This is a genomic window from Microbispora hainanensis, from assembly GCF_036186745.1.
Lineage (GTDB): Bacteria > Actinomycetota > Actinomycetes > Streptosporangiales > Streptosporangiaceae > Microbispora.
On the sequence record NZ_CP108086.1, the window covers coordinates 8,737,039 to 8,750,225 of the forward strand.

The 13,187-nt window shown below is 71.9% G+C and carries 14 protein-coding genes, 2 tRNA genes and 1 pseudogene; 10 read left to right on the top strand and 7 right to left on the bottom strand.

Annotated elements, in window-relative coordinates; genetic code table 11:
- Window positions 1-284 precede the first annotated feature (284 nt).
- Together OHB01_RS39480 and OHB01_RS39485 are read left to right on the top strand one after the other, a co-directional pair.
- Window positions 285-518, top strand: coding sequence for a hypothetical protein (locus OHB01_RS39480; RefSeq protein ID WP_142645805.1), 234 nt, complete (start codon window positions 285-287; stop codon window positions 516-518).
- A complete protein-coding gene (locus OHB01_RS39485; RefSeq protein WP_328854745.1) occupies window positions 497-2,899 on the top strand; it encodes a DUF222 domain-containing protein in 2,403 nt (800 codons plus the stop codon). The genes OHB01_RS39480 and OHB01_RS39485 overlap by 22 nt, the downstream gene beginning before the upstream one ends.
- A gap of 431 nt (window positions 2,900-3,330) precedes the next feature.
- On the opposite strand, the gene OHB01_RS39490 is transcribed toward OHB01_RS39485, so the two are convergent.
- From OHB01_RS39490 to OHB01_RS39500, 3 genes are all read right to left on the bottom strand, one after another.
- A complete protein-coding gene (locus tag OHB01_RS39490; protein ID WP_142645807.1) occupies window positions 3,331-3,819 on the bottom strand; it encodes a nucleotidyltransferase domain-containing protein in 489 nt (162 codons plus the stop codon).
- Between the two features lie 59 nt (window positions 3,820-3,878).
- Window positions 3,879-3,951 (bottom strand) — tRNA-Ala (locus OHB01_RS39495).
- Window positions 3,952-4,022: 71 nt separating this feature from the next.
- Window positions 4,023-4,478 (bottom strand): rhodanese-like domain-containing protein, encoded by a 456-nt coding sequence (locus OHB01_RS39500; RefSeq protein WP_328854746.1) that lies wholly within the window; start codon window positions 4,476-4,478, stop codon window positions 4,023-4,025.
- Window positions 4,479-4,550: 72 nt separating this feature from the next.
- On the opposite strand from OHB01_RS39500, the gene ftrA reads away from it, so the two are divergent.
- Complete coding sequence (ftrA, locus tag OHB01_RS39505; RefSeq protein ID WP_142645809.1) at window positions 4,551-5,603, top strand: transcriptional regulator FtrA; 1,053 nt, start codon at window positions 4,551-4,553, stop codon at window positions 5,601-5,603.
- Here ftrA and OHB01_RS39510 read toward each other — a convergent pair.
- Window positions 5,516-6,898 carry a SpoIIE family protein phosphatase gene (locus tag OHB01_RS39510; protein ID WP_168065684.1) on the bottom strand — a complete coding sequence of 461 codons (1,383 nt, stop codon included), beginning with the start codon at window positions 6,896-6,898 and terminating at the stop codon, window positions 5,516-5,518. The two genes, ftrA and OHB01_RS39510, sit on opposite strands and share 88 nt — an antisense overlap.
- 96 nt (window positions 6,899-6,994) lie before the next feature.
- Window positions 6,995-7,714, bottom strand: a complete 720-nt coding sequence (locus OHB01_RS39515; protein WP_205829875.1) for a class I SAM-dependent DNA methyltransferase — start codon at window positions 7,712-7,714, stop codon at window positions 6,995-6,997.
- 150 nt (window positions 7,715-7,864) lie between these two features.
- Here OHB01_RS39515 and OHB01_RS39520 point away from each other — a divergent pair, with 150 nt between their 5' ends.
- From OHB01_RS39520 to OHB01_RS39525, 3 genes and pseudogenes are all read left to right on the top strand, one after another.
- Entirely contained in the window at window positions 7,865-7,987 is a 123-nt protein-coding gene (locus OHB01_RS39520; protein WP_260617129.1) for a hypothetical protein, read from the top strand.
- A gap of 148 nt (window positions 7,988-8,135) precedes the next feature.
- Window positions 8,136-8,429, top strand: a pseudogene (locus tag OHB01_RS40075) (low temperature requirement protein A); the annotation flags it as partial.
- A gap of 46 nt (window positions 8,430-8,475) precedes the next feature.
- A complete protein-coding gene (locus tag OHB01_RS39525; RefSeq protein WP_168065686.1) occupies window positions 8,476-8,646 on the top strand; it encodes a hypothetical protein in 171 nt (56 codons plus the stop codon).
- On the opposite strand, the gene OHB01_RS39530 is transcribed toward OHB01_RS39525, so the two are convergent.
- The gene (locus OHB01_RS39530) at window positions 8,643-9,206 is read right to left on the bottom strand and encodes an XRE family transcriptional regulator (RefSeq protein WP_328854747.1); all 564 of its coding nucleotides are present in this window, start codon (window positions 9,204-9,206) and stop codon (window positions 8,643-8,645) included. The two genes, OHB01_RS39525 and OHB01_RS39530, sit on opposite strands and share 4 nt — an antisense overlap.
- Window positions 9,207-9,273: 67 nt before the next feature.
- Between OHB01_RS39530 and OHB01_RS39535 the strand changes: the two genes are divergently transcribed.
- The gene (locus OHB01_RS39535) at window positions 9,274-9,981 is read left to right on the top strand and encodes an AzlC family ABC transporter permease (protein ID WP_147944819.1); all 708 of its coding nucleotides are present in this window, start codon (window positions 9,274-9,276) and stop codon (window positions 9,979-9,981) included.
- Complete coding sequence (locus tag OHB01_RS39540; RefSeq protein ID WP_142645813.1) at window positions 9,972-10,280, top strand: AzlD domain-containing protein; 309 nt, start codon at window positions 9,972-9,974, stop codon at window positions 10,278-10,280. Before OHB01_RS39535 ends, OHB01_RS39540 begins: the two co-directional genes overlap by 10 nt.
- A gap of 617 nt (window positions 10,281-10,897) precedes the next feature.
- Here the strand turns inward: OHB01_RS39540 and OHB01_RS39545 are convergent.
- A tRNA-Ala gene (locus OHB01_RS39545) sits at window positions 10,898-10,970 on the bottom strand.
- Between the two features lie 93 nt (window positions 10,971-11,063).
- Here OHB01_RS39545 and OHB01_RS39550 point away from each other — a divergent pair.
- Together OHB01_RS39550 and OHB01_RS39555 are read left to right on the top strand one after the other, a co-directional pair.
- A complete protein-coding gene (locus tag OHB01_RS39550) occupies window positions 11,064-11,978 on the top strand; it encodes an RNA polymerase sigma-70 factor (protein WP_142645814.1) in 915 nt (304 codons plus the stop codon).
- Window positions 11,975-13,135: an NAD(P)-binding protein gene (locus tag OHB01_RS39555; RefSeq protein WP_142645815.1), complete on the top strand. Its 1,161-nt coding sequence runs from the start codon at window positions 11,975-11,977 to the stop codon at window positions 13,133-13,135. Before OHB01_RS39550 ends, OHB01_RS39555 begins: the two co-directional genes overlap by 4 nt.
- Window positions 13,136-13,187: the final 52 nt, after the last annotated feature.

Below are 13,187 nucleotides of genomic sequence, written 5' to 3' on the forward strand. Positions count from 1 at the left end.
TACCGACAGCGCAGATAGCGACGGCGCGAATGCCAAGCGTGGGGCTGCCATCGGTGCGAATGCCGCTGGCACGAACGGTGCCGGAGCAGATGCCGCGCGTGGAGCTGCCGACAGCGCGGGATCTGACGCCGATGCCGCCCGTGGGGCTTGTGATAGTGCGGCTGCCGCTGGCGCAAATGGCGCTGGCTCAGGTGCCGCCCGTGAGGCTCCCGACACTCCCGACAGTGCGGCATTCGCCGGTGTGAATGCCGCTGGCGCGAATGGCGCTGGCTCAGGTGCCACGCGTGGGGCTGCCGACGGCGCGGACGCTGCTGGCACAAACGGCACTGGCGCGAATGACCCTGGCGCGGCCGGCCCGAGTGCTGGTGCGGGTGCGGGTGGGGGTGCTTCCGAGGGTGTGGGCGGTCGTGATCGTGGCCGTGATCGTGGCCGTGGTCGTGGTCGGGGCCAGCGCCGTGTGCGGTCGTCGTGGGTGGTGGTGGGGTCGGTTCGTGAGGTGGCCCAAGAGCTGGCGCTGACCCCGCTTCCCGACGACGTGGACATGTGCCTGGCCGAGGCGGAGGAGCTGCTGTTCGCCCGGGATCGGATCACCAGCGCCCTGGCCGACCGGGTAGGGCGGGTCCATCGTGCGGGGCAGGCCAGGCAGCATGGGCATGCCTCCACCCGCTGCTGGTTGCGCACCAGAGGGGGGATGACCGTGGGCGGAGCTGGCCGCTTGCTCACCCTCGGCGCGGAACTACCCCGCCTCCCCGTCGTGCGGGAGAAGTTCGCCACGGGTGAGCTGGCAGCGGGGGTGGTGGAGGCCATCTGCGCCGCCGTCGCCGGACTAACCGACGAGCAAGCCACCCTGGCGGAGCCGATCCTGGTGGACCTGGCCGGCAAAGCGGGGGCGGCGGAAGTCGCCAAAGCCGGCCGCCACCTGCGGGCGGTGCTCGACCCCGACGGCGAAGAACGCGACGAGCAAGCCGATTACGGGCGGCGGTTCCTGCGGGTCCGCCCGGGCAAGGGCGGCGGCGTGGAAGGAGAGTTCTACCTGCCGCGTGAGGCCGGCGCCCGGCTGATGGCCTTGTTGCAGGCGTACGCCAAGCTGAGGGCACAGGGTGATGACCGCCCGCTGACGGTACGCCAGGCGGACGCGCTGATCGCCCTGCTGGAGCAGAAGATCGTCACCGAGCTCCTCGTCGTGGTCAGCGCCGAATCCCTCCCCACCGACCCCGAAAACACCAACCCAGAAACCACCGACCCCACCGCCGACCCGGCCACCCAAGACCCCGCCGACCCGGCCACCGACCCCGACGCCACCGGAAGCGCCGACGACCTGAGCCGGGCCGATGACACCGTTTCCGGCGCGTTGGGCGACCCCGGCGCTGCGGACGGCACCGACGACCCCGACATCCCGGAGGAGTTCAACGCTGCCCATGCCGAGGCCGAGGCCGGGGCCGGGGCCGGGGCGGAAGCGGGTGCCGGGAGCGCTGACGACATTAGCGACTCTGCGCCTCACAAGGCCGACGACAATGTCTCCGACGCGATGAGCGCCGACGACTCCACCGAGGCCGAGGCAGGTGTTGGTGCGGGGAGCGACGCCGCTGCCGACGGAGCCACGGACGCCGGTGCCCGGAGCGCTGGCGACGCTTGCGCTACAGCGGTGACCGGCATCGATGACGTGCGCGAAGCCGAGGCCGACCCCGCCACCAATTACGCCACCACCCCTGCCACCGACTCTGCCACCGACTCCGCCCCTGGCTCCGCCGATGCCACGGCCGGACTTCGCAACGAGGAGCCTTGCGGTTGCGGAGCCGGTGAGCGCGGGGCCGGTGAGCGGCGGCCCGGCGAGTGCGAGCCCCGCGACACCGCGAACACCGCCTCTGCCGAGGGCGACCACACCGCGAACGCCGACTCCCCAAAGGGCCGCGAGACCATCAGCACCAGCTCTGCCAAGCGCCACGAGACCGCGCCCGCCAAGGGCGATCGCTGCGACCGCGGCGCGACTCAGACAGGAGCACCGCATGCCCCGCGGCACGCGTCAGCATGCCCAGCCGACGATGGCGGGCATTCCCCCACAGCCCATTCGGACATAGCGGCTTCGGACGCGGCGGCTTCGGACGCACAACCATCTCAGGCAGCACCCTCGGAGGCGGCATCTTCGGAGGCGGCATCTTCGGAGGCGGCGTGGCCGGATCCGCCGCCCGAGGACGCCTCCACACGTCACACCCACGCCGGGCCTCGGCCTGCGGGGGACTGCCGGCATGGCCAAGACACGCCGAGGACCTCGCAGGGAGCGTCACCGGGAACAGCGCAGGGTGCGTCACCCGGAGCAGCGCCAGGTGCGTCGGCAGGCACGATGCCCGGGGCGTTCTTGGGTGCGTCGCTGGGAGCGTCGGCGGGCACGATGCCCGGGGCGTCGCTGGGGTCGGCGCTGGGAGCGTCGGCAAGCACGCTGCTGGGGGCGTCTCTGGGAGGGGCGTTGGGAGGGCCGCTGGGGATGGTGCCGCCGGGGTTGTTGCTGGCGACCGGGCAGGTGCTGCCCGTCTCCAGCGTGCACCGCCTCGCCCGCACTTCCACTCTGGTGCGGATCGTCATGAACGCCGAGGGGCAGGTGCTCGACATGGGGCGCAAGGTCCGTCTGGCGACTCCTGCCCAGCGCCGGGCCATCTTCGCCCGGTACGCTACCTGCTGGATCGACGGCTGCCCGCTCCCGGCGACCATGTGCCAGATCGACCACGCCGACAACTGGAGCACCGGCGGCCTCACGGACCTGAAGCTGCTGGGCCCGGCCTGCCAGTTCCACAACCGCGACCGCTACCAGCACCCCGAGCGCTACACCCGCCGCAACGTAGGCGAAGACCGCTGGGCCTTCACCTACCACCGCCTCGGAAGAGCACGGCGGCTACGGGAATGACCGCCCAAGCAGAGGGCCGAGGGCCGAGGGCCGAGGGCCGACGAGAGGGTCACCGGTGCGCTGTCCACGGGGGCTTCACCGTGCTCACAGGGCTTCACCGTGCTCACAGGGCTTCACAGTGCGGCACGGCGGCATGGGCAGCCGCCGGGAAGTCAGGCGTCGAGGCAGCCCTGCACGGCCTCGACGGGATCGACGTGGGAGACCTTCATGAACCACCGCGACTCGTAGGCGCCGACGTGCGGCAGGTGTCCCAGAGCGTACGGCGGTTCCAGTGGTGCGCCGGGACGAAGCCGAACGTCACGATGTCGCCGGTCGAAGGGCCGGATTGGATACCGCCTGCATCAGTCGGCCGCGAATGGCCCCACGACGAATCGCCGTCCCTGGTGGTCGCGGATTTGCGTGAGCGCGTCCTGTGCCTCATTTGCCAGTGATCATCGATGAGCCGGGGGAATCTCGAAGCCGAACGTCTCCCCCAGCGCACGAACGTCCCTGCGGTCCTTTTCCTGCGGTGGGTATGCCGTCTTGAAGGCGAACATCCACTCCGGAGCGACGCAGTCCACGGTATGGCCGTTGATCGTGCCCTGTCCGGTGAGCGAGCCGTAGGGGTACGCGATCCCGTAGACGTGGTTTCCGGCTTCGTCATATTCGAAGACGTGCACGTCGACGCTGTGGCCCCGGCCGTCGGTCAGGACGTAGTTCCACGCGGTGTCGTCGCCGTCGCGCCTCTTCACATAGCCGAGGCCCCGCATGTGCCCGGCGAAGTCCTCTTCGTCTCTGCGGTCCACGGCCAGGTCGAGATCCGGGTGATCTCTCGTCTGCCTGCCCAGGAGGGCGTCCACGCACCAGCCGCCGTCGATCCAGACCTTCACCCCGCGCTCGGCGAGATGCTCGTAGATGCGGCAGACCGTTTCGGCGTCCATCAGAACGCCGAAAGCCGCCCTCCGGGCGGAGGACGGCTCTCTTGGTGATCCGGTCACTGTGGAGCTATGGGGATTCGAACCCCAGACCCCTTCCATGCCATGGAAGTGCGCTACCAGCTGCGCTATAGCCCCTTGCCACACCGCGTCGGCGATGCCTCGCCAGTGTATAGGACTTCCGCGGTGTGGGTGTAACCGAGAACGTTTCAGCAGACGCAGGCGGCTCCCGCGGGGGCGGTGAGCGGGTCGGCCGGCCGGGTGCGCACTCCGGAGGGCCCGACGACCGGGAAGCCCTCACGCACCCAGTATTCGAAGCCGCCGATCATCTCCTTGACCCGGTAGCCCAGCCGGGCGAACTCCAGGGCCGCGCGGGTGGCGCCGTTGCAGCCCGGCCCCCAGCAGTAGGTGACCACGGTCACGTCACGGGGGATCAGCGCGGGCGCCCGGGCGGCGATCTCGGCCGTGGGCAGGTGGACGGCCCCTTCGATGTGGCCCTGCCGCCAGCTCTCCGCGCTGCGGGAGTCGACCACCACGATCGCCGGCTCCCCGGAGAGCAGGTCGGCGCGTACGTCGGACACGTCGGTCTCGAAGGTCAGGCGGGCGGAGAAGTGGGCGACGGCGGCGGCCGGCTCGGCGGCGGGCGTGTGCGTTACGGCGGACATGCCGACCAGAGTGCCCGGCCGCCCTGCCATGCCAGAAGAGGCGTGAACGCCCGATATCGCTAATATTCCGCCATGCTCCCGCTCCCCGACCGGAGCCGTACCGTGTCGGTGCTGGCCTTCGACGGCATGAGCCCCTTCGAGCTGGGCTGCGTCGTCGAGGTCTTCGGGCTGCCCCGCCCGGAGCTGGACGTCCCCTGGTATGAGCTGGCCGTGTGCGCGGAGAGGCCCGGCCCGCTGCGGGCGGTCGGCGGGTTCACGATCGAGGCGGCGCACGGGCTGGACGTCTTCGCCGGGGCGCGGACCGTGATCGTGCCCGGAGTCCCGGACGTGCGGGCGGAGATCTCCCCCGCCCTCACGGACGCCCTGCGCCGGGCGCACGACGGCGGGGCACGGGTCGTGTCGATCTGCTCGGGCGCGTTCGCGCTCGCCGCCGCCGGGCTGCTCGACGGGCGGGCCGCGACGACCCACTGGCGGTACGCCGCGCTGCTCCAGCGGCGTTTCCCCGAGGTCCGGGTGGATCCCGGAGTGCTGTACGTGGACGAGGGCGACGTGCTGACCAGCGCGGGCAGCGCGGCGGGCCTCGACCTGCTCGTCCATCTGGTGCGCCGTGACCACGGGCCGAGCGTGGCCAACGCGGTGGCCCGCAGGCTGGTGGTCACGCCGCACCGGGAGGGCGGGCAGGCGCAGTTCGTCGAGACGCCGGTCGCGGAGGTGGAGGCCGGTGATCCGGTGGGCAGGGCGATGGACTGGGTGCTGGCCGATCTCACCCGGCCGGTCACGGTCGCCGCGCTGGCCCGGGTCGCCGGGATGTCCGAGCGCGGCTTCATCCGGCACTTCGGCCGCCGCACCGGGACGAGCCCCCTGCGGTGGGTGATCGCGCAGCGGATCGCCGCCAGCCTGCCGCTCCTGGAGGCGACGACGGCTCCCATCGAGGAGGTGGCGGCCGCCGTCGGGTTCGAGAGCCCGGTGACGTTCCGCCACCATTTCGGCCGTTCGATGCGTACGTCGCCGTCGGCGTACCGGAAGGCGTTCCGGCGTCAGGGGATCGCCAGCGAGAACCAGACCGTCTTGCCTCCGGCGACCCGGCTGGTCCCCCAGTGCTCGGCGAGCTGGTTGACCAGGTAGAGCCCCCTGCCCTCCTCGTCGAGCGGGCCGGGCTCGTGCACCACCGGCAGCCGGTGGTCGTCGTCGCTGACCTCGCACAGCAGGTGGTCGGTGCGCAGCAGCCTGATGGTGATGGGCCGCTGGGTGTGCTGCACGGCGTTGGTGACCAGCTCTCCGGCGAGCAGCTCGGCCACCGGGATCATCGACGTGAGACCCCACGAGCCGAGCGTCCGGCGGACCAGGCCGCGTACGCGCGACGGCGTCGTCGGCAGGGGCTCCAGCAGCCACTGGGCGACGTGCTCGCTGGGGATGCCGCGGAACCGGATGGCCAGCACGGTGACGTCGTCGGTCCTCTCGGCGGACAGCACGTCGTCGCTCAGCGCCTCGATCGAGGCGCCGTTCGCGAGCCTGCGGCGCAGCGACTCGACGCTGAGCCCGATGTCCTGCCCGCGCTCCTCCACGAGCCCGTCGGTGTAGAGGACGAGCATGCTGCCGTCCTCCGCCGCGATCTCCATGGTCTCGAACGGCGTGCGGCCCAGCCCGATCGGCGGGCACCGGGGCGGCGACAGCACCTCCGCCTTGCCGTCCGCGCCCAGCAGGATCGGCGGCAGGTGCCCGGCGCTCGCGATCGTGCACCTGCGCAGCACCGGGTCGTACACGCAGTAGACGCAGGTGGTGAGCGTCTGCGCGGCCAGCCGCTGGGCCATCTCGTCGAGGGAATGGAGCACCTGCTCGGCCGGCAGGTCGAGCGAGGCGAGGGTCTGCACGGCCGTGCGGAGCTGGCCCATCACGGCCGCGGCGGCCAGCCCGTGCCCCATGACGTCGCCGACGACCAGGGCCACTCTGCTGCCCGGCAGCGGGATGACGTCGTACCAGTCGCCGCCCACCCGGTCCGCGGCCGGCTTGTAGCGGTAGGAGATCTCCAGCCCGGGCAGGTCGGGCGGGTCGCCCGGCCGCATGCCGCGCTGGAGGGTCTCCAGGGTCTCGTCCTGCTGGCGGTCGCGCCGCCCGTGGTGGATGGCGAGCGCGGCGGGCACGGCGAGCTGCCCGGCGGCGAGCACGTGGGCCTCCCCGAAGGGCGGCCGCCGGCTGTCCCGCGCCAGCAGCGCGCAGCCGACGGGCTCGCCGTACGCCCTGAGGGGTACGGCGAGCAGGTGCTCGTCGAGCAGCGCCGCCTCACGGATCTCGTCGCCGGCCCAGCGCGGCGGCAGCCGTCCGTCCGGATCGACCCGGTGCCAGACGGCGCCGTCCACGTAGACCGCGGCGGCGTCGGCCAGCTCCGGGACCACCGCCTCGCAGAGGACCCTCGTCGTCATGTCCGGGCCCTGACTCTCGCCCATGGCCCGGACGACACCGCTGACGTGACTCAGTACGGCGAACGGCTCCCCGCCTCCCGACACGGGTGTGGCCGCTCAGAATTGGTCACGCCGGCAGTTGACGAAGAGCTGGATTTCCGGCGGCGCCTGTGTGGTCGCGGGAGCATACGAAATGTGATTCTCCGACAGCACGCTGAAACCGGCGGCTTCGACGACCTCGCGCAACTCGTCGCGCAGATATCCGGTCACCCGCACCGGAGCGCCGAGAAACTGGAAAGGAACGTCGTCGAGGTCGATTTCCACCATGCTCAGCGAGAACAGGCCGCCGGGGGCGAGCACACCGTGGATCGCGCGGAGCGCCTGCTCGATTTCGGCCCGGGGCAGCATGAGCAGGCTGAAGAACGCCGTCGCGGCGTCGAACACGCCGAGCGAGTCGTCGAGGTCGAGCACGTCGCGTTCGAGGAACGTCCCGGTCGGCACGTTCTTGCGCGCCAGATCGAGCATGACCGGGGAGATGTCGATGCCGGTGACCTCGCAGCCCGCCTCGGCGAACTGCTGCGCCGTGGGCGACCCGGTGCCGCAGCCGACGTCGAGGACGCGCGATCCCGGCTTGAGCTGCTTGATCATCCATTCACCGGCGGCCACCTGGCCTTCCTTGTGCGGGAAGGCCTCGTCGTACCGGCCGCCGATGCGATTGAACGCCTCAGCTTGGATGGCGCGGTACTCCTGACGCGGATTGTCCGGTCCTGATTCGATTGTCATCGTCGCCGCCGTATTGATCAGCCGTCTTTTGCCTTCTTCTAGATAGGGGACCACACCCTGACAAGTCAAGACATTGCACGGCCAAAAAGGCATTTCGGCCATCAAATGTGTCAAAGATCGTTGTCAACTCCGCTCGGCATGCCGATATGCCAGATGTCAGACCAGGGAGGGTTCGCGTGATCGGCGAGGTCCGCGAGGCACGGCATGGCCGCCGTCACGGTCACCCCGTACGACGACGGCGGCCGGATCGACGAGCCGGCGCTCGCGGGCGTCGTCGAACGGCTGACGAGGGGCCGGTCTGGCTGTGCGCTGTACGCCCGCCGATGACCGAGTCGAGCGGCCCCGGCCGCCAGCGGGTTTCGGACATCCGGCGTACGCTCACCTGAGCCCGCTTCCCGGCGAGGACCGCCTCGGGCTTCCTCGGGCCACGTGGGCCGGTCGCGCCACAGCACGGTGACGCTGCCGGGAGTCGATCCTGGTCACCGGGGCGACCTTCGCCGCGCACCCGTCGCCCGAGGGCGGCACTGCCCTGCTCACCGCGTTCGGCGCGAGCGTCGGCCCGTGGTGGACCTACTTCGGCAGCAGCGCCGAGGCGGGCAGCCGGGTCATCGCCGCATCGGACGACCCGGGGCGGCTCGCCCGGTCCGCCTACACCTTCCTTCACCTGCCGATGGTCGCGGGCATCGTCGTGTCGGCCGTGGCCGACGAACTCGTGATCCACCACCCGGGCGGCCACATGGCGCCCGGAACGGCGACCGCCATCCTGGGCGGCCCCGCGCTCTTCCTCATCGGGCACGCGCTGTTCAGGCGGGCGTGTGGGGCGTGTCCCACGGTCGCATCTCGCGGGGGTGCTCGTCCTCGCCGCTCTCGGGGCGATCGCCCCGCCGGCGCCACCCCTCGCGCTCGCAGCGTGCGCCACCGCGACCGTGGCGGGCGTCGCCGTCTGGGCGGCCGTCGTCCGCAGTGGCGAGCCGCAGGCCGCCTAGACGTGCTCCATGACGATGACCGCGGTGGTGTCGGGTTCGAGTGCCTCGAAGATGTGGGGGGCGTCGCCGGGATAGGCGATGTAGTCGCCCGGCCCGAGCTCCACCGGTTCCTCCGCGGGCCCGGCCAGGGCGCGTCCGGTGCCGATGAGCAGGTGCTCGACGGTGCCGGCCATGTGCGGGTCCGAGGTGCGCGGCGGGCCCGGCTGGGCCGAGATCCGGTAGAGGTCGCGCCGCGCGTTGGGCGGGCACGACGCCAGCAGGGTGGCCGCATAACTGGCCTGCTCGGAGTAGGTCGCGGGCCCCTCCCCCGCCCGGATCACCCGTACGGCCGGCCGGGGCGGGTCCACGAGGCGGCTGAACGGCACGCCGAGGGCGACCCCGAGCGCCCACAGCGTCTCCACGCTCGGGTTGCCGACGCCCGACTCAAGCTGGGAGAGCGTGGACTTGGCGATGCCCGCGCGCTTGGCCAGCTCGGTCAGCGACAGGCCGGCCCGCTCACGCTCCTTGCGGATCGACCCGGCGATGAGCGTGATCAGGTCGAAGGGCGGCCTCTCCCCCATGTGTTCGCTCCACACTTCCACTTGTTCGACTTGACGAACACCATCATCGTTGTTCACTCTACTGGACATGCATTCGCTCTGGCGAACACTTGATCGCGGCACGCTCCGCGACATCGCCCTGGTGTGCCTCGCCGACGCCATGGTGGGCGCCGCGTTCGGCGCGATCAGCGTGTCCGGCGGCCTGCCCGCGTGGGTGCCGGTCGTCATGTCCCTGCTGGTGTTCGCCGGAGGGGCGCAGTTCGCCGCGGTCGGCGTGGTGCTGTCCGGCGGCGCCCCGATCGCCGCCGTCGCGGCCGGTCTGGTGCTGAACGCGCGCCTGCTGCCGTTCGGCTTCGCGATCGGCGACGTCCTCGGCGGCCGGTGGTGGACCCGGCTCACCGGCGCGCACCTCATGACGGACGAAGCGGTGGCCTTCGTGCTGCGCGACGGCGATCCCCGGCGGCGTCACGCGGCGTTCTGGGCCTGCGGGCTCGGTCTGTTCGTGAGCTGGAACGCGGCCGTCGTGCTCGGCGCGCTGGCCGGGCGCGGCATCGGCGACACCGGCGCCCTGGGGCTGGACGCGGCCTTCCCCGCCGTGTTGCTCGCCCTCGTGCTGCCCTCCCTGACGGAACGGAACGCCCGGACCGCCACCCTGCGGCGAGCCTGCCTTCTGGGTGGGGTGGTCGCGGTGGCGGCCACGCCGTTCCTGCCCGCGGGCCTGCCGGTGCTGCTCGCCCTGACCGGTCTCGTGCTCGCCGTACGGACCCCTTCCGGTGCGGAGGTCCCATGCCCCTGATCGCCGTCCTCGCGCTGGCCGCCGGCACCTACGCGTTCCGCCTGGCCGGGCCGGTGCTGCGGCACCGGCTGCGTTTGCCCGGCCGCCTGCGTCACCTGCTGTCCGTCGCCGCGACCGTGCTGCTCATCGCCTTGGTGGCGACCTCGGCCCTCACCGAGGGGCAAGGCTTCGCCGGATGGGCCAGGCCCGCCGGGGTGCTCGTCGCCGGGATCCTCACGCTGCGGAAGGCGCCGTTCCCCCTGATCGTCGTCCTCGCCGCCGCCACCACCGCGATCCTCCGCCTCCTCGGCGTCCCCTGATCAGCGAAGGCGTCAGAAAAGAGAAAGATTGGGCAGCGGCTTTCCCGCCGTCTCGATCAGGCTTTCCGCTAGTCGATCTCGTTGCGGCGACGGCGTAGCGCGCCAAAGTCCCTGAAGGTGTTACCGAACTGGGCTCTGAGCACCTCTTCGATCACGTAGTGCCCGCCCGAAGAGGTAGGCCGCAGCCCTGGTGAGCCAGCACGGCCGACGCGCCCAGGACCCGAAGATCGCCAGCGCTTCGACCCCCGGGACATCGGCGAACTCCTGCTCTATGAACGCGTGCGGCCCGAACGACAAGGTCAGCAGTTCGGTGAGCGGCTTGGCATATCGGCCGTGCGCCTTGGCGCGAAGCAGATGCGCTCTGCCCACTCGGCGATCGAGGAGGAGCCCTGCCTCCACAGGCGACCCGCGAGTTCGGTCAGAGAGAACTCCCGCTCCGGCTGGAGGTACAGCAGTGCGAGCAGCTCCGCCTGGTGCCGGGAACGGAAGATCGGCAACAACGGCGGCGCTTCACTACGCATAGATGCAAGTCATCACCCATCTAAGTGGAGCTTCCGGGTGCTTGAGGCCTCGGGGACGACAAAAAGGGCGGTCGATCGACCGCCCTTGAGGTGTTGTGGAGCTATGGGGACTCGAACCCCAGACCCCTTCCATGCCATGGAAGTGCGCTACCAGCTGCGCTATAGCCCCTTGCGACGGAGCCAGTGTATAGGAGTCCGCGCGGCTGCGGTAATCGGACGAGCCGATGTCACATAACGGCGGGCATGATACGTCTGGCATGTCATGACCATCGAAGTCTTCACCGCGCACCGGAGCCTGCTCGCGGGCGTGGCCTACCGCATCCTCGGCAGCGCCGCGGACGCCGAGGACGTGGTCCAGGAGGCGTGGCTGCGCTGGGCGGAGGTGGACGCCGCGTCGGTGGCCGACCCGAAGGCCTACCTCGTGCGCGTCACCACCAACCTCGCCATCGACCGGCTGCGCCGGGTGCGGGCCAGGCGGGAGGCGTACGTCGGGCCCTGGCTGCCCGAGCCGATCATCGGCGCGCCGGACTCCGGGGACGCCGCGGAACACGCCGACAGCATCGAGCTGGCCCTCCTCGTCGTGCTGGAGACGCTGTCCCCGCTGGAACGGGCCGTGTTCGTCCTGCGGGAGGCGTTCGGCTTCTCCCATGGCGAGATCGCCGAGATCCTCGGCCGGGGCGAGCCCGCCGTACGGCAACTGGCCAGGCGCGCCCGCGACCACGTGCGCGAGCGCAGGCCGCGCTTCGACGTGGACCGGCGGGAACGGCGCACGATCACCGAGCGCTTCATCGCGGCCTGCACGGAAGGGGACATCGAGGGCCTGACGGCGCTGCTCGCCGCGGACGTGCGCATGGTGGGCGACGGCGGCGGCAAGGCGCGGGCGCCCCTGCGGGAGGTGACCGGCGCCATGCGGGTCGCCCGCTTCCTCCTCGCGATCGCGAGCGCGGAGGGCCGCAAGCGCTTCCTGGCCTCCATCGGCGCCAGCCCCGGCGAACGGATGGAGGTGGGGATCGCCGAGGTCAACGGCGGGCCCGCGATCGTCGCCTGGCTGGACGGCCGTCCCGTCACGGTCATCTCGCTGGTGATCAACGACGGACTGGTGGACACGGTCTACCTCATCGCCAACCCCGACAAGATGTCACGGATCGGGGCTCCGGATGCGTCCGGGAGTGCATGACAGAAAACATCACCATTGTGGGCGGCGGGCTCGCCGGCCTGACCGCCGCCATCGCCTGCGCGGAGGGCGGCGCGACCGTCGTCCTGCACGAGGCACATCACACCCTCGGCGGGCGCGCCCGCTCCACCGCCGCGCCGTACGTCGCCAACGACGGCACCCACGCCTTCTACGCCGACGGCCGGCCCTGGCGGTGGCTGGACGAGCGGGGGCTGGTCCGGCCGTACGCGGCAGTGCGGCCGGGGCACCTGGCCAGGGCGCGGTTCCGCCGCGACGGGAGGCTGACCGTACGGCCCCCGGCGGGGGTGCTGCGGATGATGGCCGGCCGGGCCGAGGCGCCGGTGGACGAGGACTTCGGCTCCTGGGCCACCCGGCGCTTCGGCGCCGAGGCCGCACGGGCCGCCGCCGGCATGCTGGGCATCGTCACCTACGAGTCGGACCCCGGCCGGCTGTCGGCGGCCTTCGCCTGGGAGCGGTTCCGGCGGGCGTTCGGCCCGCGCTACCCGGCCGTGCGCTACGTGATCGGCGGCTGGGGACGGGTGATCGACCGGATGGCGGCGCGGGCGCGCGACCTCGGCGTACGCATCGAGACCGGGTCGCGGCTCGACCGGCTGCCGGAGGGGCGGGTGATCGTGGCCACCTCCCTCGACGCCGCCCGCGGCCTGCTGGGCGACGACTCGCTGCGCTGGGAGAGCGGCCGGGCGGTGCTGCTCGACCTCGCGGTGCGGGCCGACCGGCGCGACCTGTTCCTCGTCAGCGACCTGGACGAGGGCGGCTTCCTGGAGCGCTACACGCTGCCCGACCCGTCGCTGGCGCCCGAGGGCGAGAGCCTCGTCCAGATGGAGATGCCGATGCGTCCCGGCGAGTCGAGGGCCGCGGCGATCGCGCGGCTGGAGCGGATCGCCGACCTGGCCCTGCCGGGCTGGCACGAGCGGACGACCTGGCGCCGCGACGCCGTGGCCGCCGGGCGCACCGGCGCGCTCGACCTGCCCGGCGCGACGTGGCGCGACCGGCCTGCGGTGCGGCGCGGCGACGGCGTGTGGCTGGCCGGCGACCAGGTCGCGGCGCCCGGCCTGCTCGGCGAGGTCTCGATCAACAGCGCGCTCGCGGCGGCCGAGGCCGCGCTCGCCGCGCGGCCCCTGTCCCGGCGTGCGGCCTGACGGAACGCGAACGGGCCCTTCCCCAGGAGGGGAAGGGCCCGCGAGACATCAT